The organism is Paraburkholderia dipogonis (genome assembly GCF_042680985.1).
Taxonomy (GTDB): domain Bacteria; phylum Pseudomonadota; class Gammaproteobacteria; order Burkholderiales; family Burkholderiaceae; genus Paraburkholderia; species Paraburkholderia phytofirmans.
This window is the reverse complement of record NZ_JBHUFR010000034.1, coordinates 111,094-131,266: the sequence shown is the minus strand read 5'-3', so window position 1 is coordinate 131,266 and position 20,173 is coordinate 111,094. Positions and strand designations below refer to the sequence as shown.

At 64.5% G+C, this 20,173-nt stretch carries 23 protein-coding genes; 11 read left to right on the top strand and 12 right to left on the bottom strand.

What is annotated here, in order from left to right; translation table 11 throughout:
* Positions 1-8 precede the first annotated feature (8 nt).
* Complete coding sequence (gene ltnD, locus ACFSNN_RS36015; RefSeq protein ID WP_134463591.1) at positions 9-899, bottom strand: L-threonate dehydrogenase; 891 nt, start codon at positions 897-899, stop codon at positions 9-11.
* Positions 900-966: 67 nt separating this feature from the next.
* Positions 967-1,671, bottom strand: a complete 705-nt coding sequence (locus ACFSNN_RS36010; protein ID WP_012427775.1) for a FadR/GntR family transcriptional regulator — start codon at positions 1,669-1,671, stop codon at positions 967-969.
* Positions 1,672-1,874: 203 nt separating this feature from the next.
* On the opposite strand from ACFSNN_RS36010, the gene ACFSNN_RS36005 reads away from it, so the two are divergent.
* Positions 1,875-2,699, top strand: a complete 825-nt coding sequence (locus ACFSNN_RS36005) for an IclR family transcriptional regulator (protein ID WP_116121971.1) — start codon at positions 1,875-1,877, stop codon at positions 2,697-2,699.
* Positions 2,700-2,751: 52 nt separating this feature from the next.
* On the opposite strand, the gene ACFSNN_RS36000 is transcribed toward ACFSNN_RS36005, so the two are convergent.
* Both ACFSNN_RS36000 and ACFSNN_RS35995 read right to left on the bottom strand, forming a co-directional pair.
* A complete protein-coding gene (locus tag ACFSNN_RS36000) occupies positions 2,752-4,053 on the bottom strand; it encodes an MFS transporter (RefSeq protein ID WP_134463589.1) in 1,302 nt (433 codons plus the stop codon).
* A 66-nt stretch (positions 4,054-4,119) separates the two neighbouring features.
* On the bottom strand, positions 4,120-5,310 hold the full coding sequence (locus ACFSNN_RS35995; protein WP_134463587.1) for a M20 aminoacylase family protein: 1,191 nt from the start codon (positions 5,308-5,310) through the stop codon (positions 4,120-4,122).
* A gap of 133 nt (positions 5,311-5,443) precedes the next feature.
* On the opposite strand from ACFSNN_RS35995, the gene ACFSNN_RS35990 reads away from it, so the two are divergent.
* Positions 5,444-6,352, top strand: coding sequence for a LysR family transcriptional regulator (locus ACFSNN_RS35990; protein WP_134463585.1), 909 nt, complete (start codon positions 5,444-5,446; stop codon positions 6,350-6,352).
* 6 nt (positions 6,353-6,358) lie between these two features.
* Here the strand turns inward: ACFSNN_RS35990 and phnN are convergent, their stop codons facing one another.
* The 3 genes from phnN to phnF are packed head-to-tail and all read right to left on the bottom strand — an operon-like array spanning position 6,359 to position 8,393.
* Complete coding sequence (phnN, locus tag ACFSNN_RS35985; RefSeq protein ID WP_134463583.1) at positions 6,359-6,913, bottom strand: phosphonate metabolism protein/1,5-bisphosphokinase (PRPP-forming) PhnN; 555 nt, start codon at positions 6,911-6,913, stop codon at positions 6,359-6,361.
* 2 nt (positions 6,914-6,915) lie between these two features.
* Positions 6,916-7,638 carry a DUF1045 domain-containing protein gene (locus ACFSNN_RS35980; RefSeq protein WP_134463581.1) on the bottom strand — a complete coding sequence of 241 codons (723 nt, stop codon included), beginning with the start codon at positions 7,636-7,638 and terminating at the stop codon, positions 6,916-6,918.
* Positions 7,635-8,393: a phosphonate metabolism transcriptional regulator PhnF gene (phnF, locus tag ACFSNN_RS35975; protein ID WP_106304879.1), complete on the bottom strand. Its 759-nt coding sequence runs from the start codon at positions 8,391-8,393 to the stop codon at positions 7,635-7,637. The genes ACFSNN_RS35980 and phnF overlap by 4 nt, the downstream gene beginning before the upstream one ends.
* Positions 8,394-8,575: 182 nt before the next feature.
* On the opposite strand from phnF, the gene phnG reads away from it, so the two are divergent.
* The 7 genes from phnG (at position 8,576) to ACFSNN_RS35940 (ending at position 14,549) form a co-directional block, all read left to right on the top strand.
* A complete protein-coding gene (gene phnG / locus ACFSNN_RS35970) occupies positions 8,576-9,073 on the top strand; it encodes a phosphonate C-P lyase system protein PhnG (RefSeq protein WP_134463579.1) in 498 nt (165 codons plus the stop codon).
* On the top strand, positions 9,073-9,696 hold the full coding sequence (phnH, locus tag ACFSNN_RS35965; RefSeq protein WP_134463577.1) for a phosphonate C-P lyase system protein PhnH: 624 nt from the start codon (positions 9,073-9,075) through the stop codon (positions 9,694-9,696). The genes phnG and phnH overlap by 1 nt, the downstream gene beginning before the upstream one ends.
* A complete protein-coding gene (locus ACFSNN_RS35960) occupies positions 9,696-10,838 on the top strand; it encodes a carbon-phosphorus lyase complex subunit (RefSeq protein WP_134463575.1) in 1,143 nt (380 codons plus the stop codon). The genes phnH and ACFSNN_RS35960 overlap by 1 nt, the downstream gene beginning before the upstream one ends.
* Positions 10,835-11,767 (top strand): alpha-D-ribose 1-methylphosphonate 5-phosphate C-P-lyase PhnJ, encoded by a 933-nt coding sequence (locus ACFSNN_RS35955; protein WP_134463573.1) that lies wholly within the window; start codon positions 10,835-10,837, stop codon positions 11,765-11,767. Before ACFSNN_RS35960 ends, ACFSNN_RS35955 begins: the two co-directional genes overlap by 4 nt.
* On the top strand, positions 11,764-12,534 hold the full coding sequence (gene phnK, locus ACFSNN_RS35950; RefSeq protein WP_134463571.1) for a phosphonate C-P lyase system protein PhnK: 771 nt from the start codon (positions 11,764-11,766) through the stop codon (positions 12,532-12,534). Before ACFSNN_RS35955 ends, phnK begins: the two co-directional genes overlap by 4 nt.
* Before the next feature lie 8 nt (positions 12,535-12,542).
* The gene (gene phnL / locus ACFSNN_RS35945) at positions 12,543-13,307 is read left to right on the top strand and encodes a phosphonate C-P lyase system protein PhnL (RefSeq protein WP_134463569.1); all 765 of its coding nucleotides are present in this window, start codon (positions 12,543-12,545) and stop codon (positions 13,305-13,307) included.
* A 108-nt stretch (positions 13,308-13,415) separates the two neighbouring features.
* The gene (locus ACFSNN_RS35940) at positions 13,416-14,549 is read left to right on the top strand and encodes an alpha-D-ribose 1-methylphosphonate 5-triphosphate diphosphatase (RefSeq protein WP_134463567.1); all 1,134 of its coding nucleotides are present in this window, start codon (positions 13,416-13,418) and stop codon (positions 14,547-14,549) included.
* Positions 14,550-14,653: 104 nt separating this feature from the next.
* Here ACFSNN_RS35940 and ACFSNN_RS35935 read toward each other — a convergent pair whose 3' ends face one another.
* The 5 genes from ACFSNN_RS35935 to ACFSNN_RS35915 form a co-directional block, all read right to left on the bottom strand.
* A complete protein-coding gene (locus tag ACFSNN_RS35935; RefSeq protein ID WP_134463565.1) occupies positions 14,654-15,100 on the bottom strand; it encodes a lytic transglycosylase domain-containing protein in 447 nt (148 codons plus the stop codon).
* A gap of 55 nt (positions 15,101-15,155) precedes the next feature.
* Entirely contained in the window at positions 15,156-15,509 is a 354-nt protein-coding gene (locus ACFSNN_RS35930; protein WP_134463563.1) for a hypothetical protein, read from the bottom strand.
* An 11-nt stretch (positions 15,510-15,520) separates the two neighbouring features.
* Entirely contained in the window at positions 15,521-15,829 is a 309-nt protein-coding gene (locus tag ACFSNN_RS35925; RefSeq protein ID WP_244322954.1) for a hypothetical protein, read from the bottom strand.
* Positions 15,830-16,225: 396 nt separating this feature from the next.
* Positions 16,226-18,040 carry a sensor domain-containing diguanylate cyclase gene (locus ACFSNN_RS35920; protein WP_134463559.1) on the bottom strand — a complete coding sequence of 605 codons (1,815 nt, stop codon included), beginning with the start codon at positions 18,038-18,040 and terminating at the stop codon, positions 16,226-16,228.
* Positions 18,040-19,188 carry an extracellular solute-binding protein gene (locus ACFSNN_RS35915; RefSeq protein ID WP_134463557.1) on the bottom strand — a complete coding sequence of 383 codons (1,149 nt, stop codon included), beginning with the start codon at positions 19,186-19,188 and terminating at the stop codon, positions 18,040-18,042. Before ACFSNN_RS35915 ends, ACFSNN_RS35920 begins: the two co-directional genes overlap by 1 nt.
* Here ACFSNN_RS35915 and ACFSNN_RS35910 point away from each other — a divergent pair.
* A complete protein-coding gene (locus ACFSNN_RS35910) occupies positions 19,135-19,266 on the top strand; it encodes a hypothetical protein (protein ID WP_377688982.1) in 132 nt (43 codons plus the stop codon). The two genes, ACFSNN_RS35915 and ACFSNN_RS35910, sit on opposite strands and share 54 nt — an antisense overlap.
* A gap of 414 nt (positions 19,267-19,680) precedes the next feature.
* Positions 19,681-19,932, top strand: a complete 252-nt coding sequence (locus ACFSNN_RS35905; protein ID WP_134465590.1) for a hypothetical protein — start codon at positions 19,681-19,683, stop codon at positions 19,930-19,932.
* The last annotated feature ends 241 nt before the right edge of the window (positions 19,933-20,173 follow it).

The window sequence follows — 20,173 nt, the reverse complement described above, 5'->3', positions numbered from 1 at the left end:
CGACCTCCTCACTTCGCCGCCGGCACATCGATGCCGGGGAAAATCTTGATCACCGCGGAATCGTCCTCACCGCCGTGGCCGGCCGTGGACGCCATCATGAACATCTGATGCGCCGCCGCCGACAACGGCAGCGGGAATTTCGAGCGGCGCGCGGTATCGAGCACGAGGCCAAGATCCTTGACGAAAATATCGACGGCCGACAGCGGCGTGTAGTCGCCGTTCAGAATGTGCGGCACGCGGTTCTCGAACATCCACGAATTGCCCGCGCTGTGCGTGATGACTTCGTACAGCGCATCCGGATCGACGCCTTCGCGCAAGCCGAGCGCCATGGCTTCGGCGGCCACCGCGATATGCACGCCCGCCAGCAACTGATTGATGATTTTCACCTTCGACCCGGCGCCGTGTTCCGAGCCGAGGCGATACACCTTGCCGGCCATCGCGGCGAGCACGTCCTCGCACGCGGCGTAGGCCGCAGCAGGACCGGACGTCATCATGGTCATCTCACCGGAGGCCGCGCGCGCCGCGCCGCCGGAGACGGGTGCGTCGAGCATCTGCAAACCGGCCGCCTCGATCCGCTTGCCGAGTTCGATAGCGAAGTCCGGCGCCACGGTCGCGCTGGCGATCACCACGCCGCCCGGTTTCATCGCCGCGACCGCGCCCTGCTCGCCGAACAGCACGGCTTCAGTTTGCGCGGCATTCACGACCAGCGTGACGACCACCTCGCATTGCGCGCCGAGTTCGGCGGCCGTCGCGCAACCCACGCCACCTTGCGCGACGAACGCATTCAACACCTCGCTGCGCAGATCGCATGCATGGACCTTCAGACCCGCGCGCAGCAGCGAGCGCGCGACACCCAGGCCCATTGCACCAAGACCGATGACACCGACATTTCTGGACATGCTTGACCTCTATGAATTCGTTGGACGCTCGCGCGTAACACTGGGCGTTCAGGCTCAGCGGTGAAGCTCAGCAAATCCCCGCTTCCGCGAGACGCCGCGCCGCGTTGTACATATGGGTTCGCGCCGCATTGCGCGCCGCCATCGGATCGCCCGCGCGAATCGCGGCGGCGATCGCCGCATGCTCCTCGCGCACCTGACGCGAAAAGTCCTCGCGCAACGCTTCGTTGCGGCGCGTGACGACCGTGCCGGCTTCGAGGTACTGATTCAGGAACGTGAGCGTTTTAAGGAAATACGGATTGCCGGTGGCCGCCGCGATCGCGCGATGGAACGCGACGTCTTCGGCCACGCCGTCCTCGCCTTCGGCCACCGCCTCGTCGATCTTCGCGAGCGCCGCGTCGATCGACACCATGTCGGCGTCGCTGCGGCGCATCGCGGCTTCCGATGCGACTTCCGCCTCGATGGCCCGCCGCAGCGCGAGAATCTGCACCACCGAGCCGGGCTCGACCGCTTCCGCGTAGTCGATCCGCAGCGGCCGCACCGTGCCGTGCGCGGCGACGAACACGCCGCTGCCCTGGCGCGGCTCGACCACGCCTTCGTTCTTCAGCCGCGAGATCGCCTCGCGGATCACCGTGCGGCTCACGCCGAACTGCTGCGCCAGCACGGCCTCGGTCGGCAGCTTGCCGCCGCGCTCGAACGTGCCTTTGTCGATCTGCTTGAGAAGCTGCTGCGCGACTGTGTCGCTCAGCGCTCGCGCAGGAATCTTGTCGAACATCGATGCCTCGATTGATCATGTTGTCGGGTCATCATACAAATTTTAGATGCCGGCTGCATCCATGCAAACCCTGGGATTTTTGTACGTCGGGTTGCAAAGTTGGCGAATCAGAAGGCTTAAGCTATCGTCACGCCTTTAGCGCGTCGCGCCGGGATTCAGGCGCGGCGCGGGTCCGCAGTTCCTCGAACGCATCTTCAAGGTCCATGAGCAAAGCCCTGCCGCCGTCTTCCGCCGTTCCCGTCAGTGCCGAACCGGCCCCGGACAAACCGGGCGACTCCTATGTGCAGTCGTTCGCTCGCGGCCTCGCGGTGATCCGTGCGTTCGACGCCACGCGCCCCGAACAGACGCTGACCGACGTCGCCGCCGCCACCGGCCTCACGCGCGCCGGCGCGCGCCGCATTTTGCTGACCCTGCAGACGCTCGGCTATGTGGAGGCCGAAGGACGCCTGTTCCGCCTCACGCCGAAGATCCTCGATCTCGGCTTCGCGTATCTGACCTCCATGCCGTTCTGGAACCTCGCCGAGCCGGTCATGGAACAACTGTCGGCGCAGGTTCACGAGAGCGTCTCGGCAGCCGTGCTCGACCGCACCGAGATCGTCTACGTGCTGCGCGTGCCGACCCACAAGATCATGACGATCAACCTGTCGATCGGCAGCCGCTTGCCGGCCTATTGCACGTCGATGGGCCGCGTGCTGCTGGCTTCGCTCGACGACGAAGCGCTCGACGCGACGCTGGGTTCGACGCCGCTCTACGCACACACGCCGCGCACGGTCACCGACAAGGAAGAGTTGAAGAAACTGATCGCGCAGGTGCGCCGCCAGGGCTGGGCGATCGTCGATCAGGAACTGGAAGGCGGTTTGATTTCGCTGTCCGCGCCGATCCGCAATCGCCAGGGGCGCGTGATCGCCGCGATGAATATCAGCGGCAATGCACAGCGCAATTCGGGCAAGCAGATGGTGAAGGCGTTTCTCGAACCGCTGCAGCACGCCGCGCAAACCGTCTCGGAGATGGTGGCACGGCGCGGGTAAGCGCGGCGATTGCGGGCGCCGCGCCGCGACAGCGCCCTGCTCCGGCAAGCCATCAATCGATCGGCTTGTCCGCGGTTTCCTTCAGCATCGAGACCGCGATCAACGACACCACCACGCACGCCGCCACATAACCGGCCGGCGCGAGCTTGCTGCCGGTCAGCTTGATCAGCCACGTGGCGACGAGCTGCGCGGTCCCGCCGAACACGCACACGCTCAACGCATACGCGATCGAAATGCCGGTGGCGCGCACGCGCCGCGGAAACGACTCGCACATCAAGGCGAACTCCGACGCCGAACCCATCGAATAAAACAGCAGCATCAGCGCGGTCAGCGACATGATGACGGGCAACTGCGGAAAGCGATTGATCAGCATGAAGGCTGGGAACAGCAGCAGCACCAGCACGCCGCGTCCGAACAGGATCGGCCGCTTGCGGCTGCCGATGCGATCCGACAGCATGCCGAACAGCGGGCACGTGACGAGCATCACGAAGCCCGCGGCGACGCCCACCAGCATCGACAGCGACATCGGCAAGCCGAGCGTGTGAATCGCGTAGGTCGGCATGTAGAAGGTCAGGATATAGGTCGAAACCGTGCCGCCCATCACCGTCAGCGTGATCAGGATGAGCGTGCGCACGTGCTGCGTGAAGAGTTCATGCAGCACGCCGCGCTCGATCGCGTGGCTGTGCGCGCTGGCCGCGTCGTCGGCCAGACGGCGGCGCAGGTACATGCCGACCGGCGCGATCAGCACGCCGAGCAAAAACGGAATGCGCCAGCCCCAGCTTTCCAGCGAGTCTTTCGGCAACGCGCCGGACAGCGCCGCCGCGATGCCCGAACCCATCAGCGCCGCGCCGCCTTGCGTGGCGAGTTGCCAGCTCGCGCGAAAACCGCGCCGCGTGCCGCCGCCCTGTTCGAGCAGCGTGGACGTGGCCGCGCCGAACTCTCCGCCTTGCGAGAAGCCCTGCACGAGCCGCGCGAAGACGATCAGCAAAGGCGCGGCGAGACCGATCTGCGCATAAGTCGGCGCGATCGCGATCAGGCCGGTGCTCACCGCCATCAGCATGATGGTCAGATTGAGCGCGGCTTTACGGCCCTTGCGGTCCGCGTACACGCCGAGCATCACGCTGCCGAGCGGCCGCGTGATAAAGCCCGCCGCGAAGGTCGCCACCGACAGCAGCAACGAGGTAGTCGGATCCGCCGACGGAAAATACAGCTTGCCGATGATCACGGCAAAAAAGCCGTACACGGTGAAGTCGAAGAACTCGAGCCAGTTGCCGATCACCGCGGCGGCAATCGCGCCGCGGCCGGCGGGTTGGTTCGCTTCGACGGCGCGGCTCGGATGGGTCGTGGTGCTCATCGCGTGGTCTTCCTCGTTGTTATGCTTGTGGGCGCCGGCTGACTGCGGCTTTCATTGCCGAACCGATCACTGCCCCAGATAGCGCTCCACCAGCCGCGTCCAGAACGCCGCGCCGACCGGCAGATTGCGGTCGTTGAAGTCGTAGTGCGGGTTGTGCACCATGCAGCCGTCCTCGCCCGCGCCGTTGCCGATGCGCAGGAACGTGCCCGGCCGTTTTTGCAGCATGAAGGCGAAGTCTTCGCTGCCCATCAGGATATCGGTCTGCGCGACCACCTTGTCGTCGCCGACCAGTTCGCGCGCCACCTCCACCGCGAAATCCGTCTCGGCATCCGAATTGACCACCACCGGATAGCCTTCTATGTACTCCACCACTGCCTTGCCGCCATAGCTCGCGGCTTGACTTTCGGCGAGTTCGGTAATGCGCTTCTTCAGCAGCGCGCGCACTTCGGGGCTGAACGAACGCACGCTCAACTCCAGTTTCGCGCTGCTCGAAATCACGTTGTTCGCGGTGCCCGCATGCATCGAGCCGACCGTCACCACCGCCGGCTGCGACGGATCGACGTTACGCGCGACGATGGTCTGCAACGCCATTACGATGCTCGCCGCCACCACGACCGGATCGACGGTCAGATGCGGACGCGCCGCGTGGCCGCCGACGCCTTCGATCGTGATGATCGCCTTGTCGCCCGCCGACATGAACGGCCCTTTGCGGAACAGCAGCACGCCCGGTTCTTCGCCGGGATGGTTGTGCACGCCGAACACGGCGTCGCACGGAAAGCGCTCGAACAGGCCGTCGTTGATCATCTTCAGCGCGCCGCTGTCGATGCCGCTCTCCTCGGCCGGCTGAAAATACAGATGCACCGTGCCCGAAAAATTGCGCGTGGCCGCGAGACGTTGCGCGGCGCCGAGCAGCATCGTGGTGTGGCCGTCGTGGCCGCATGCGTGCATCTTGCCGTGCGTGCCGCTCGCATACGGCAGGCCGGTTTGCTCAATGATCGGCAGCGCGTCCATGTCGGCGCGAATGCCGATACTGCGCTTGCCGTCGCCGACCTTCAGCGTGCCCACCACGCCCGTCTTGCCGACGCCGCGCGTGACCTGCCAGCCCCATTCTTCGAGCTTCTGCGCAACCAGCGCGCTCGTCTGGTGTTCCTCGTAGGCGAGTTCCGGGTGGTGGTGAATGTGATGGCGAATTTCGCGCAGGCTCTCGGCGGCGGGCGCCAGGTCGGACACTTCGGTAAAACGCGCGGCTTCGCTCATCTCTATGGCTCCATGGATTCAGGCCGCGTGAAAACGCGGCAAACAGGCGAGCACTATAGCCACGCCGTTTTGTTCGAATAAGATGCTGTTTTTTTCACCCCGATTAACAAGCGTTATATACGGGATTACCCCAATGAAACCGCAGCAGTTGCAAGCGTTCGTCGCCGCCGCCCATCACCGCAGTCTGCGCGCCGCCGCGCGCGAACTCGGCGTGACGCAACCGGCCGTCACGCACACGATCCGCGAGCTCGAAAGCGCGTTGAATGCCGAGTTGATGGTGCGCAGCGTGCGCGGCATCGAATTGACGGCATGCGGGCTCGCGCTGCTGCCGCGCGCCGAGCAGTTGCTTGGCGACATGCGGCGCACGGTCGAAGCGGTCGAACAGGTGAAAGGAGAACTGGCCGGCAAGGTGAGCGTGGGCACCATGCCGTCGATCGCGCTCACGGCGCTGCCGCATGCGGTCTCGAAGTTTCGCCGCGCGATGCCGCTGGTCAATCTGCATCTGGAAGAAGTGACGATTCCGGACGCCGTCGCGCGTTTGCGCAACGGCGCGCTGGATATCGCGGCGATCCATCACGTGCAGGCGCTCGACAGCGATCTGGTGCAGGCGCCGCTCTACTCGACGCAGTTCGTCGTCGCCATGCGCGCCGGGCATCCGCTTGCCGACGTGACGCGCCTGCATGAGCTGCTCGACGCGGAGTGGATCGTGACCGTGGGCGCCGATCACTTCCCGCACAGCGTGATGATGGCGATGTTCGCCGCGCACGGCTTGCCGGTGCCGAAGCGATTGGTACGTGCGCCGTCGTCGTTCGCGGTGACGCTCGGCCTCGTGTCGCAAACCGATGTGATCGGCTGCTTCACGCGGCCGCTTGCGCAGATGGTCGCGCCGCTCGGCATTCGCATCGCGCAGATCGAAGAGGTGCTGCCGAGCTACGATCTCAGCATCATTTCGCGGCGCGGCCTGCTGCCGACGCCGGCCGTGCTGCAGTTCGCATCGTGCCTGCAGGATGCGACGCGGGAGAGTATGGTGACGGCCGGATAGTACGGCTTACTGAACGTCGGCTTCCGCTTTTAAGAACGCGATCAACTCATGTCCCGCTTCGTCGAGCGCGCCGGAATTATCGATCGTGGTGCAGCGCACGCCATCCGGCAACGAGAACGGCGCGCGGCGCGCGAGCCGCGCCGCCACCTGTTCCGCCGACTCACGAGCCCGCGCGCCAAGCCGCGCTTCGAGAATATGCGGCGCGGCGTCCACGTGCACGACTTCCGTGTGCGGATAACGCGCCAGCACGTGCTGCAAATGCTGCCGTGAGCCGTTGACGACCACCGTGCAGCCGCGTGCAAGCCACGCGTCGAGTTCGATACCGATGCCATAGCGCAGCGAGTGGCTCGACCACTCGAGCGCGAACAGGCCGAGCACGGAACGCGCCGCGAACTCTTCGACGCTCAATGCCACATGCGCCTCGCCATTGCCGCTCGGCCGCGTGATATAGCGATGCGCGAACAGAATCGGCTCACCCATCAAACGCTTGCGCGCGAACTCCAGCAACGAATCCTTGCCCGCGCCGGACGGCCCCATTACATAAATCAAACGACCTGTCATCGTTATTTCACCTCGTCGGTCCGGAACGGCACACGCTGCCACAACACGAACGGCTCGCCGGGCGCCGGTTCGACGAAGAGCGCGGCGTGATCGACACGCAGCGGCCCGAGCGCGGGTGTGCGCGCCTGCCACCATGCGACCAGCGCGGCGCGTTCCCGCGCATCGGCGAGCGAACTGGAGAGCGTCATGTGAAAACGGAATTCGTCGAACACGTATGGGTAATCCCATTGCATCAGCAACGCGCGCTGGCGTTCGCTGAGCGGAGCTGCCAAACGACGCGCCAACTCGGCGGCGGACTGGCGCGCACGCAAGGCATCGAGCGTTTGCAACGCGCTCGCGGCCACATGACGAATGCTGCTTTCGCCCTCCGGGTCGGCCGGTCTCAGTGCAACGAAGTCGCCGAGTGTCGCCGCTTCCACCGGCAAGGCAAATGCGCTTTGCGTTCGCGCCCATTCACGCGTGGCTCGCAATACGTGTGCCTGCGTCACGCCATCGGCGAGTCGAAACGGCGCGACCAGTGTGCCGTGCCAGCCGTAGCGGCGCGGTGCTTCGGTCAACTCGAAGAGTGGACGTGTGAGTTCCGAAGGTTGCGGCGCCTCGCAGCGCTCGCCGCTTTCCGCGTCGCGCGCGAGCCATGCCGAGCCGGCCCGCCACCACGCCGATTCACGCGACGGCGCGTAATACACGGCAAAACGAGCCTCGGCGGTCCATTCACCGCCGCTCATAGGTCGTGCTCCACCAGCAGTTGCACTCGGTCCGCGGCGAAGTGCGTGAAGCCGTATTTGACCGGCGTGCCTTGCAGATCGACATCGACATTTTCGACCCACAGCACCGGCTGCTGACGATTGATATTCAAACGCCGCGCCACCTCCGGCTCGGGCAGCACGCTGCCGATGCGGCTCCACTTGCGCAGATAGTCGTTCACACCGAATTCCGCCATCGCCTTGGTGATCCCGCCGGTGCGCTCCAGCACTTCCGGCAGGTCCGCGAAACGCGCCGCCGGATACCAGTTGCGCGCGAACGTGAGCGGCACGCCGTCGGACTCATGCAGCGATTCGATCCGATAAACCGATGCGCCGGCCCGCAGGCTCAACGCCTTCGCGACGCTCGGCTCGGCCTTCACGCGCGCGGCCGACAACATCGTGCCCGCCGCCGCGTGATGCTGCTGACGCAAGTTTTCTGTAAACCGCGTGCGGCGGCCAATCGTATAGTCGATGGCGCCGGGTTGCACGAAGGTGCCGCGCCCCTGCTCGACGCTGACGAGGCCCAACGCCGCGAGGCCCAGCATGGCCCGGCGCACGGTATGCCGGTTCACGTCGAAGCGTTTGGCCAGTTCGCCCTCGCTCGGCAGGCGCCCTTCTTCGCCGAAACCGCTGGCGGCGATTTCCGCCGCCAGAATCTGCTCGATCTGCCGCCACACGGCAACGCCCGCGCCTCGTTCGAGCATCGTGCCCGGCGTCGCGTTGTCGTTCGATGTCATGGTGCTGTCATTCCCTTGGGTTCAAATATTCGCTATGACGTGCATTGTAGTGCGCAAGCCGTGATGGAAATATGAAACGGCCGTCACGCGCTATACGGCTCGACAAGCATACCCCTAAACGTCTAGACGTTTAGATGAATAGATGGTCAAATGTCTACTCGCTGGATCAACAGGGAAATTCGATGAGTGCCACGTCCGCCTCACCTTCCTCCGCTCCGTCATCGGCTGCCCGGCGCGCATGGATGGCCGTGCTGGCCCGCACGCCGCGCGCCGATCTCGAAGCCGCGCTCGAACTCGCGCTGCACGACATCCCCACTCCAAAGTATGACTGGCTGCGACCGCCCGAGATCGGGCTCGCGATGGTGCGCGGGCGCGTCGGCGGCAGCGGGGACCCGTTCAATCTCGGCGAAGCCACGGTCACGCGCGCCACCTTGCGTCTGCGCGCGCCCGGCGACGCTGCCGCCGCTGTCGGCGTGGCCTGTCATCTCGGCCGCGACCGCCGCCGCGCCGAACTGGCCGCGCTAGCAGACGCGCTCCTGCAAATGCCTGAGCATCACGCCGTCTTGCATCGGCAACTGATCGAGCCGTTTGCCGCGCAACTGGCCGCGAAACGCGCCGGAAGGCAACAGGACGCCGCGGCCACGCGCGTCGAATTCTTCACGATGGTCCGGGGCGACTGATGGAAGACTCACAGATTGCGTTGTCTACCGCGTTGTCCACTTTAGCGCCGGGTTTTGCGGACCCGGTGCATGACACCCAGGCGGTGTTCCGCACCCTGCTCGATGTGCTGTCGCGGCCGGGCACGGTCGGCGTGGTCGAGAACGTGCTGCCCGAAGTGCGGGCCACGCGCGCAGAACTTGCCGCCTTCGCCGCGCTGCTCGCGCTCTGCGACTACGCGACGCCCGTGTGGCTCGCACAATCCGATACGGCCTTGGCCTCGGCACTGCGCTTTCACACCGGCGCACCGCTCGTCGACGAACCGGGATCAGCCGCGTTCGCCTATATCCACGACGCCAACGCGATGCCGCCGTTGGAAAGCTTCGCACTCGGCGCGGCGGAATCGCCCGAGCAGTCGGTCACGTTGCTGATCCGCGTCGAGGCGCTGACGGGCGGCACCCCGGTCGTGCTGAGCGGCCCCGGTATCCAGCACACGGCCACGATCGCGCCGGTCGGCCTGCCCGAACATTTCTGGCGCGAACGCGCCGCGCTCGCGCCGCTGTTTCCTTGCGGTGTCGATTGTTATCTCATCTGCGGCGCGCGCCTGATCGGCCTGCCGCGCACAACTCAAGCGAAGGTGAACTGATGTACGTTGCCGTCAAGGGTGGAGAACGTGCGATCGAAGCGTCGTGGCGTCTGCTCGACAAGGCGCGCCGCGGCGACACGCGGCTGGCCGAACTCAGCGTCGCGCAGATTCGCGAACAACTGCGCCTCGCGGTGGCGCGCGTGATGACCGAAGGCTCGGTCTACGACGAAGAGCTCGCCGCGCTCGCCATCAAGCAGGCTGCCGGCGATCTGGTCGAGGCGATCTTTCTGCTGCGCGCGTATCGCACCACGCTGCCGCGCTTCGGCTACACGCAGCCGATCGATACCGAAGCGATGCAAACAGAGCGTCGCATTTCGGCGACCTTCAAGGACGTGCCCGGCGGGCAGTTACTAGGCGCAACTTACGATTACACGCAACGTCTGCTGGATTTTGCGTTGCTTGCTGAAGGTGTTGGGGTAGCAAGCGCAGCGCCGTCGCCTTCGAGTCAAGCCGCCGCAGTGGAAACAGAAGCAATGCCGCGCGTCGTCAGCCTGCTCGACAAGGAAGGGTTGATCGAACAGGAACGTCCCACGCCGAACGCGCCGGAACCCGGCGACCTCTCGCGCGAGCCGCTCGCCTTTCCCGCGAGCCGAGCTACACGTCTGCAAAATCTCGCGCGCGGCGACGAAGGCTTTCTGCTGGCGATGGGTTACGCGACGCAGCGCGGCTACGCGAACTCTCATCCGTTCGCGGGCGAGATCCGCTTCGGCACGATCGCCGTGGAAATGGAACTCGGCGAGCTCGGCGAAACGGTCGAGATCGGCGATATCGACATCACCGAATGCCAGATGATCAACCAGTTTGCCGGCAGCGGCGAGGTGCCGCCCACGTTCACACAAGGCTACGGTCTCGCGTTCGGCCATTCGGAGCGCAAGGCCATGGCGATGGCGCTCGTCGACCGCGCGTTGCGCGCCCAAGAACTCGGCGAAACGCTTGCCTCGCCGACGCAGGATATCGAATTCATGCTCTCGCATAGCGATAACGTCGAGGCGTCCGGTTTCGTGCAACATCTGAAGCTGCCGCATTATGTCGACTTTCAATCGGAGCTGGAACTCGTGCGCCGTTTGCGCGCGAAGCACGCCATGCAGAGCCAGGAAGAAGGCATGGATCAACCCAGCGGTCAGCAGGAGCAGGCAGCATGAACGCGCCCGACACATCTTTCGCTGCCGCGCCCACGGCGTCATACGACAGCGCCGCCGACGGCTACAACTTCGCGTACCTCGACGAACAGACCAAACGCATGCTGCGCCGGGCCTTGCTCAAGGCCGTGGCCGTGCCGGGTTATCAGGTGCCGTTCGCCTCGCGTGAAATGCCGTTGCCGTTCGGCTGGGGCACCGGCGGCATTCAGGTCACCGCGGCGATCATCGGCAAACAGGACACGCTGAAGGTGATCGATCAGGGCTCCGACGAAACCACCAACGCGGTCAACATTCGCCGCTTCTTCGCGCGCACGACCGGTGTGGCGACCACGCGCCGCACCGTCGACGCGACGATCATCCAGACGCGTCACCGCATTCCCGAAGCGCCGCTCACCGAAAAGCAGATTCTGGTCTATCAGGTGCCGATGCCCGAGCCGCTCTTTCGCCTCGAACCGCGCGTCGCCGAATGCAAGAAGCTGCATGCGCTCGCCGATTACGGCCTGATCAGCGTGAAGCTCTACGAAGATATCGTGCATCACGGCAGCATCGCGACCACGTACGACTACCCGGTGATCGTCAATCATCGCTACCTCGCTTCGCCCTCACCGATTCCAAAGTTCGACAATCCGAAGATGCATATGAACCCCGCGCTGCAATTGTTCGGCGCCGGCCGCGAACGGCGCATTCATGCGATTCCGCCGTACACGCCGGTGCGCAGCCTCGACTTCGACGATCATCCGTTCGAGGTGCAGAAGTGGCAACACGCCTGCGCGCTGTGCGGATCGACGGAAAGCTTTCTCGACGAAATGATCGTGGACGACGCAGGCAAACGCATGTTCGTCTGCTCCGATAGCGACTACTGTCACGAACGCCGCGGCGACGCGGATCTCGACCTGCCGTCGCGCGAAGCATGCAAGGGAGAGCCCGCATGACGCCGCTTCTGAGCGCCCGCTCGCTCACCAAACAATACGGTGGCCGCAACGGCTGCAGAAACGTCAGCTTCGATCTGTATCCTGGAGAGGTGTTGTGCATTGTCGGTGAATCCGGCTCGGGCAAGACCACGCTGCTCAATACGCTCGCACTGAAAACCGCCGCCGATAGCGGCTCGCTTCACTACACGGCCACGCATGGCGACCAACTCGATCTGCTTGCGTTATCCGAACCGCGCCGCCGTTTGCTGATGCGCACCGAGTGGGGCTTCGTCCAGCAGAATCCGCGCGACGGACTGCGCAGCGGCGTCTCGGCCGGCGCGAATATCGGCGAGCCGTTGATGGCCGTCGGCGCGCGACACTATGGCGATATCCGTTACGCGGCTACGCAGTGGATGGAGCGCGTCGAACTCGACTCTTCTCGCATCGACGAATTTCCCGCGGCGTTTTCAGGCGGCATGCAGCAGCGTTTGCAGATCGCGCGCAATCTCGTCACCAGTCCGCGGCTCGTCTTCATGGATGAACCCACGGCCGGTCTCGACGTATCGGTGCAGGCGCGTCTGCTCGATCTGCTGCGCACGCTGACCTCCACGCTGCATCTGTCGGTGCTGATCGTCACGCACGATATCGGCGTGGCGCGTTTGCTCGCGCATCGGTTGATGGTGATGCAGGGCGGCGAAGTCGTCGAGGCGGGACTGACCGATCAGGTGCTCGACGATCCGCAGCATCCGTACACGCAGACGCTGGTTTCCTCGGTTCTGCCGGCTTGAGGCTCACAATGCGATCCATTGAAACAAGCAGTGAAGCGCGCGCCGGCGAGCGCGCGTTCATCGACAACGCCGCGCTGATGCTGCGCGCGGTCGGCATCGGCAAGACGTTTACGTTGCATGGCCAGGGCGGCGTGCGGATCGAAGCCCTCGCGGGCGTCTCGCTCGAAGTCGAGCGCGGCGAGTGCGTGGTGCTGGTCGGGCCGTCGGGCGCGGGCAAGAGCACGCTGCTGCGCTGTCTGTACGGCAATTACCTGGCGAGCAGCGGCTCGATTGCGATTCGCGATGCGGCGAACGACGGCCGGCCTGTGTCGATCACCGGCGCCGAACCCCATGATGTGTTGCGTCTGCGCCGTGGCGTGGTCGGTTACGTGAGCCAGTTCTTGCGCGTGATTCCGCGCGTGCCGACACTCACGCTCGTTGCCGAACCGCTGCTCTCGCGCGGCGTGCCGGAAGGCGAAGCGCGCTCGCGCGCCGCCGCGTTGCTGGCCAGATTGAACGTGCCGGAGCGGCTCTGGTCGCTCGCGCCTGCCACGTTCTCCGGCGGCGAACAGCAGCGCGTGAATATCGCGCGCGATCTGATCGCGGAGCATCCGCTGCTGCTGCTCGACGAACCGACGGCCTCGCTCGATGCGGAAAACCGCGACGTGGTCGCCGATCTGATCGTCGAGGCACGCGAGCGCGGCGCGGCGATCGTCGGCATCTTTCATGATGAAGATACGCGCAGCAAGGTGGCCACGCGCCGCCTGGCACTGCAGCCGCCGCTGCGTCACTGAACGTATCACACGAAGCCGCGCGAAACCGCACTACACTGACGCATACGGCGTCGATGCAAAAACACCCATACAGCCACATTCAAGTCTGACTGACTACGGAGCAAGTCGATGTTGATCAGGAACGCTCGCATCGTGATGCGAGACGAAGTATTCACCGGCGTTCTACGCGTCGAAGACGGCTTGATTCGCGACGTCGAGCGCGGCACGACCAGCGCGCGCGAAGCTGAAGATTGGGACGGCGACTATCTGTTGCCCGGCCTGATCGAACTGCACACGGACAATCTGGAAAAGCATCTCGCGCCACGCCCGGGCGTGCAATGGAATACCGATGCCGCCTTCGTGATCCACGACGCGCAAGTGGCCGCGGCCGGCATCACCACCGTGTTCGATGCGCTCGCCATCGGCTCGCGTACGAACGTGGGGTTGCGGGGCCGCGATCTGCAGACGCAATGCGCCGCATCGCTCACGCGGTTTTCCGAGCGCAAGCTGCTTCGCGCCGAACACTTCCTGCATCTGCGCTGCGAAATCGCCACCGCCGACGTGGTGGAAGTGTTCGATTCATTGTGCGGCCATCCGCTGCTGCGGCTCGCCTCGGTGATGGATCACACGCCGGGTCAGCGCCAGTGGCACGACCGCGAGCAATGGCGCCGTTTCCAGGAACGCAACGGCAAGCTGAGCGACGAACACGTCGAGACCGCGCTGGCCGAACTGTCGGTGGAACAGGCACGTTACGCCGACGCGCACCGCCGCGAGATCGTCGCGCGTTGCAACCGGCTCGGCATTCCAGTGGCGAGCCACGACGACACCCTGATCGAACACGTCGAACAGGCCAAGCAGGAAGGCATCGTGCTCGCCGAATTCCCGACCACCCGCATCGCCGCCGAGGCCGCGCGCGAGCACGGCATTTCGACCATCATGGGCGCGCCGAACATCGTGCGCGGCGGCTCGCATTCGGGCAACGTGTCGGCGCTCGAATTGGCGCAGGCCGGCTTGCTCGATATCCTGTCCTCGGATTATGTGCCGTCGAGTCTGATGACCGCCGTGTTCGAACTGGTCGACAAAGCCGGCTGGACCTTGCCGCGCGCAATGTCGACGGTCTCCGCCGAGCCGGCGCGCACCGCCGGTTTGCATGATCGCGGCGCGATCGAAAGCGGCTTGCGCGCGGACTTCGTGCGCGTGACGATGCTCGACGAGCTGCCGGTGCCGCGCGCGACGTATCGCGGCGGGTCACGGATCGTTTGAAGTTTGAAATGTGCAGAAAAGACCTTGTTTCAAGGGTCTTTCTCTGTACGCGGGGCGTGTGACCGGCGTGTGCCCGGCATGTGCATCACGCCTCGCGAACAACCTCAGGGCGTGGACGGCAACTGCCCCCACGCCACCAGCACCTTCTGAATTCCGCGCGCGTAGGCATCGCGCTGTTTTGGCGTTTCCGAGTGGTAAGCGCCAATCGCGCGCCACGTATTGCCGTGCTTGACCATCTTCTGCTTCAGCAGCCACGCTGCCACGTACACGTTCACGCACGGATCGATCAGGGCGCGATGCGGCACGCCTTCGCGCGCGAGATCGCCGAAGTGAATCGAGTTGATCTGCAACTGGCCCACGTCGATCGAACCGTTGACGTTTTGCCGTATCGCGCTCGCGTCGCCCTTCGATTCGTACCACGCCAGCGCTCGCAGCACCCACGGGTTGACGCCTTGATAAGCCGCGGCTTCGTTGAAGCAGTCGTCGGCCGCTTGCGCGGCGCCGCACACCGACAGGCAGGCGAGCGCGCTCAGAAAGATCTTCAAGGACATGCTGCATCCTTCCGCTTGTTAGCGATAAAGGGGCGAGCGCCGCAGCGCCGCCGGATTACTTCGCCAACGCCTGTTCGATCTGGCGCTGCACGGAGTCGAGATAGGCATGCGAAGCGTCGGATACGACGATGCGCACGACCGGCGCCGGCGGACTTCTGCGCTCTTGCGCCTGCGCCGCCACATGTTGCTTCTTGCGATGCGTAACCGGCTTGAGCGGCAAGTCGTCGTCGCCCGCGCCTGGCGGCGGGAGCATCGCGAGCGACGGCAACGGCGGATACACCTTGTCCGCCGCGGCGGGAAATGCGGCCGGGATTGCGCCGCCGGATTGCAAGTCCGCGCCCGGCTGACCGGCGAGGGCCGGCGCGCTCACAAGCGTGGCCAGCGTCAGAAAAACGATGCGAACCGTCACGCTGCCCTCCTTCACTGGACCGTCCGGATGGACACGCTATACGGCTGACCCAACCCGGCGGTGCGATTCTCGAAGTTCACGCGCGCGGTGCGCTGTGCAGGCACGCCCTTCCACACCGCCTGATTCAGATACGCGAAGTCCTGCCCCAGCGCGGTCACGAGCACGACCGTGGACTGCGGCTGCGCCGCCGCCAGCGCGCCCGCCTTGGCGAGCACGGCCGAGAGTTGCGGATCGCGCGCACCGAGCGCATCGGGCGGAATGTCGAAGCTGATCACCTCGTTCGGCGTCTTGGCCGGCTGGGCCGCAGTCGGCGGAGGCATCTGCGCGCATCCGGCGAACGCGAAAACGGCAGCCCATAACCCTATCTGTCGCTTCACGGAAGTCTCCCGTCAAATTCGTTGCTATATCGGAGTTTTCGGCAGGCTCGCGGCAAAGTTGATATGGCAGAAACGCTTCGCTGAAAATCAAAAAGACTTGCCTCAAGATCGGCGCAAACGATTGCTTCGACGCTCGGCGAAGCGGGGATCGAGGCAAACTTGCCTCGCGGTTTTGGCGGGAAGATAGAGGCGGGCGACGGAGGCGGAAAGCAGTTAGAAAGAACACGGAAAGCCGCGAGCAAAGTCCGTTGCCTTCGACAAGCGATGCAGCAGGCCACCGCGATATCGGTCAGAATCGCCGCCGGTCCAGGCCGGCAGTGCGCGCGTCGCTCGGCCGGATCACGCCGTCGGCTCGGCCTCGTGCCCTTCCGTTGCGCCGACGCCCGCTGCTGCATGCGCCTGTTCGAACTGTTCACGGCGGCGCATGTCGAGCACATCGTGGTAACGCATATAGGCGCAGCGTCCGCCGGATTTGGCCGCGTACATCGCGGCATCCGCGTTGAGCAGCAGTTCCTCGGCCGTGCCGCTGTCGTCCGGGAACTGGCTGATGCCGATGCTCGCGCCCACCGTCATGCCTTGCCCGTCCACCTGGAGTTCCTCGTTCAATGCCGCCATGATGCGCGAGGCAATGGCGGGCGCCGCCTCCGCCGAACGTGGGCCCTCGATCAACACGATGAACTCGTCGCCGCCCAGACGCGCCACTACATCCGCGGAACAGAGCACCTGCTTCAGACGGCGCGCCACCGCGACCAGCACCTTGTCGCCGACGGCGTGGCCGAACTGATCGTTGATCTGCTTGAAGCGATCCAGGTCGACGAACAGCACGGCCAGGCCCTCCTCGCGCCGCGTCGCTTCGTCGATCGAGTTTTCGAGCTTCTCCATGAACAGCACGCGGTTCGGCAGTCCGGTCAGCACGTCGTGCGTGGCGAGATGCACAAGCTCGCGCTGCTTGGCGTGCAGCGCGTCCATTTGCGATTTGATTTCGCGGCGCAGCCGGTCGAAGCAGCGCGCCAGCACGCCGATTTCGTCGGTGCGTTTGAGCGGCAGCGTCTCCATGGCGTGCTCGGCGAACAGATGCGTCGCAGCGTACGCGAGACTATGCAGCGGCTTGGTCAGCGCGCGCGCGAACAGAACCGCGAGGAACAGCGCGAGCACGCTGAAAATCAGCACCATGCGCACGATGCGGTTGCCCAGCAGGTTCGCGCCGGACAGGACGTCGTCGAGCGGTTTGGCGAGACCGAGCACGATGAAGCGGTTGCCTTCCAGATCGCCGAACGGCCGGCGCACGAAAGCGAGCACCTGGCCGGCGGCCTGGTGCGGCCGCGCCAGGCCGTTGACCAGCACCTCGCTTTGCGTCTGTTCGAAAAGCGGTTTGGTGACGGAGAAACTGTCCTGCATCAGCACGCGCCGGCCGCGATCGAAGCCGAAGGTTTTCGAGGCATCCGGATTGACGAGGAAGTCGCCCCACTCGTTGGCCAGATAGACCTGATAGTCGCTCGGCAAATCGCTTTGCACGCGCTTGAACAAGCCCGCCAGATCGATGTCGATCACGATGACGCCCACCACCGCGCCGTTGCCGTTCGACACCGGCGTGCCGAGCCGCAAGGTCGGCTTGCCCTGCGCGGCATGCGAACCGTATTCATGGTTGACCGTGATCGGCGAGGTGTAGATGCGGCCCGGCGAAAACGCCAGCGTGTCGAACACGTAAGCGAACTGGCCTTTCTCCTGCAGCTTGTCCCCTTCGACGCGCACGAGGCCGTCGGCGTCGCGGTCGAAGCGAACCAGTTCGAGCCCATAGTGCTGACGCGAAATCAGCCGGACTTGCAGGTACTCCGGGTGATGCACCATGAAACTGGAATAGACCCGCGCCAGCCGTTCGCGCGCCGCGTTCGGGCCGGCGCCGTCGTCGGTTTGCGCGACCTCCGCCGTGGACGGCATGCTCGCGAGCACGAGCGCGTCGGCGGCGACATCGTCGATCGAGGTGGAAAAGCGCTGGCCGAGCAATTCCGTCGACATGAGCAGGCTGCGCTCGGCTTCGTTCACGAGCATCGCGCGGTTGGCGTGATACGCGTAATAGCCGGTCGCGCCGGACGCCAGCACGCCGATGCACGCAAGCAGCACGGATAGTTTGAAGGTCAGCCCTGGCCGTATCATCAAAAGCGCTCCGACCGGTCCCCGGACACGATTCTGGCCCACAGGTCCTCGCGCCGCTGAATATCTTCCACCGGGCCGATCCACACGATGCGCGCGTTATCGCTGTTTTCCGCCGGTGCCGTCAACGTATTGGCGAGTCCCTGGCGTTGTGTCAACAACGCGCTGACGTCCGGTTCGAGCATGTAGTTGATCCACGCGAGCGCCAGCGGCGGATCGGCCGCCGCGCGCGTCATCGACCAGCAATCCAGCCACGCGAGCGCACCTTCGTCGGGAATCACGTAGCCGACATCGGCGCCCGCGCGGCGCAGCAATTCGACCTGCTGGGTGCCGTAGTTGCCGAACATCAGCGCGGCCTTATGCTGGATGAAAAACGCGGTCGCCTCTTCGGGCAACGTGTAATAGGTCAACAGATTGCGGCGCAGGTCGACGAGCTTGTGAGCAATCGCGCGCATTTGCGCGGCATCGAGTTGAAATGGATGCGCATAGCCGAGCGCCAGCGCCGTGAACGAGAAGTTGTGCTGCGCGCTATTGAAGTCGAGCACCTTGCCGCGATAGCGCGGATTCCACAATTCGCGCATGGAGCGCGGCGCCACGGCGACCTGCTTGCGGTCGTAGATCAGGCCCATCGACGAATACGTAAACGGAATGGCGTAGGCCTTGCCGTTCGACGTGAGGCCGCCAATCGAGGCGAGCGCCTGAAAGCGCGGCAATTGTCGTTTGGTATTCGGCACGCTGGCGAGATCGAGCGGCGCCAGCAGATTCGCCTGCGTGTAGCGCTGGATTTCCGCGGTATTGGCGGCGAGCACGTCGAAAGGCGGCGTGTTTTTGGCGTGCATCTGCGCCCACAGCGCCTCGTCGGAATCGACCAGCGTCACTTCCACTTTGGCTTTGTAGCGCGCCTCGAAATTCTTGACGACGTCGGCGTCCGCGTAGCCGGGCCACGCCAGCACGCGCAGAATCTTCTCGTCGGCTTTAACCGGCGACGCCGAGAAAAGGCCCAGGCAAATAACCGTGCCGATCAGAAATGTCAAAAATCCCGGACAAACGCCGCAAAACAACAAACGTGGGCGCGCCACGACGGCAGCGATTCGTGCATGGAAGAATCGATTAAAAAAGCGCTTTGCATCTGCCGTCAACATCATGTGCATAACCAACACCGTTTAGCAGAAGGCCTTTCTGACGAGCGCAAACACGCGGACCCGATCCGCGGACAGGTTGCCCGGTGACTTTCTTCAGACAGATGCGCTCGATGCTGCATGTGGCTGAGCGCGAGGAGCATCGATGATAGCGCTAAGAAAACCATTTTTGGTTTTTGGCTTAGCCAGAGTCGAAAAAATTACCGGTCGCACGTGATGCAGCAAACCCGCTCATCTGCATTTAACGGCACGTTATGCGAAAACTTTAACTCGCCATTGATCGATCGAAACGCGCGAATGCGAGAACCGCATGCTGTAATGCCGCGCGACAATCCGCCCTGAATAAACGTCATCCGGAACGGAGGCCGCCGCCTCTAAAGAAGACCCGTGCCGATGCCGATAAACGATCTCTTGCCCAGGCCGCCGCCGGCGGTCGACGGCAGCGTCGCCGGATGCAACGCGGCCTGTCTTCGGGCAAACGAAGAGCCGGACAAGAAACAGACAATGCGCTTGAGCAAAACAGAGTGGATGTGGGTGGCCGTCGCGGCCGGATCGATTGCGTGCTTCGGCAGTTGGCTGCAGGGCGAAATGAAGCGTGCCGCGCTCGCGCGCGTCGAGCGCGAGACGCCCGACATGCGCGGCACCTGCGCGGGTATGTCCGCGCAAGACGCGCGGATGATGGACAAAGGCGAACTATGGTGCGGCGAGGTCGGTGGCGGGCGCGCGGAATCGCCAGGCAAAGAGTCAACGGAGTAAATGGAGCAAGTGGAGTAAGCGGCCGGTCTTGGGTCCGCCCGCGCTCGGGCGACTTGAATCGCGCGTGATTCGGGCAAGCCCGGCAATGCACACGCAATTAGCCAACTTCATTACCAGGCGATTACAAATGCGAGGCGAAGCCTATCCCAGGAAATACGCAGCGCAGCCGCTTTGAATTCCCACCACATTCAGGCATTAGAAGCTATCCTCACGCGCCATCCGGTGTTTCACTAGCTACCCA

Bases quoted from the DNA above. Each gene is read 5' to 3' on its own strand.
- ACFSNN_RS35960 (WP_134463575.1), top strand. From the start codon at position 9,696: ATGTACGTTGCCGTCAAGGGTGGAGAACGTGCGATCGAAGCGTCGTGG.
- phnK (WP_134463571.1), top strand. From the start codon at position 11,764: ATGACGCCGCTTCTGAGCGCCCGCTCGCTCACCAAACAATACGGTGGC.
- ACFSNN_RS35980 (WP_134463581.1), bottom strand. From the start codon at position 7,638: ATGAGCGGCGGTGAATGGACCGCCGAGGCTCGTTTTGCCGTGTATTAC.
- ACFSNN_RS35925 (WP_244322954.1), bottom strand. From the start codon at position 15,829: ATGCCTCCGCCGACTGCGGCCCAGCCGGCCAAGACGCCGAACGAGGTG.
- ACFSNN_RS35990 (WP_134463585.1), top strand. From the start codon at position 5,444: ATGAAACCGCAGCAGTTGCAAGCGTTCGTCGCCGCCGCCCATCACCGC.
- phnG (WP_134463579.1), top strand. From the start codon at position 8,576: ATGAGTGCCACGTCCGCCTCACCTTCCTCCGCTCCGTCATCGGCTGCC.
- ACFSNN_RS35955 (WP_134463573.1), top strand. From the start codon at position 10,835: ATGAACGCGCCCGACACATCTTTCGCTGCCGCGCCCACGGCGTCATAC.
- ACFSNN_RS36010 (WP_012427775.1), bottom strand. From the start codon at position 1,671: ATGTTCGACAAGATTCCTGCGCGAGCGCTGAGCGACACAGTCGCGCAG.
- ACFSNN_RS35935 (WP_134463565.1), bottom strand. From the start codon at position 15,100: ATGTCCTTGAAGATCTTTCTGAGCGCGCTCGCCTGCCTGTCGGTGTGC.
- ACFSNN_RS36005 (WP_116121971.1), top strand. From the start codon at position 1,875: ATGAGCAAAGCCCTGCCGCCGTCTTCCGCCGTTCCCGTCAGTGCCGAA.
- ACFSNN_RS35915 (WP_134463557.1), bottom strand. From the start codon at position 19,188: ATGCACATGATGTTGACGGCAGATGCAAAGCGCTTTTTTAATCGATTC.
- ACFSNN_RS35910 (WP_377688982.1), top strand. From the start codon at position 19,135: ATGGAAGAATCGATTAAAAAAGCGCTTTGCATCTGCCGTCAACATCAT.
- ACFSNN_RS35940 (WP_134463567.1), top strand. From the start codon at position 13,416: ATGTTGATCAGGAACGCTCGCATCGTGATGCGAGACGAAGTATTCACC.
- ACFSNN_RS35995 (WP_134463587.1), bottom strand. From the start codon at position 5,310: ATGAGCGAAGCCGCGCGTTTTACCGAAGTGTCCGACCTGGCGCCCGCC.
- phnF (WP_106304879.1), bottom strand. From the start codon at position 8,393: ATGACATCGAACGACAACGCGACGCCGGGCACGATGCTCGAACGAGGC.
- ltnD (WP_134463591.1), bottom strand. From the start codon at position 899: ATGTCCAGAAATGTCGGTGTCATCGGTCTTGGTGCAATGGGCCTGGGT.
- ACFSNN_RS35920 (WP_134463559.1), bottom strand. From the start codon at position 18,040: ATGATACGGCCAGGGCTGACCTTCAAACTATCCGTGCTGCTTGCGTGC.
- ACFSNN_RS35905 (WP_134465590.1), top strand. From the start codon at position 19,681: ATGCGCTTGAGCAAAACAGAGTGGATGTGGGTGGCCGTCGCGGCCGGA.
- phnH (WP_134463577.1), top strand. From the start codon at position 9,073: ATGGAAGACTCACAGATTGCGTTGTCTACCGCGTTGTCCACTTTAGCG.
- phnN (WP_134463583.1), bottom strand. From the start codon at position 6,913: ATGACAGGTCGTTTGATTTATGTAATGGGGCCGTCCGGCGCGGGCAAG.
- ACFSNN_RS36000 (WP_134463589.1), bottom strand. From the start codon at position 4,053: ATGAGCACCACGACCCATCCGAGCCGCGCCGTCGAAGCGAACCAACCC.
- phnL (WP_134463569.1), top strand. From the start codon at position 12,543: ATGCGATCCATTGAAACAAGCAGTGAAGCGCGCGCCGGCGAGCGCGCG.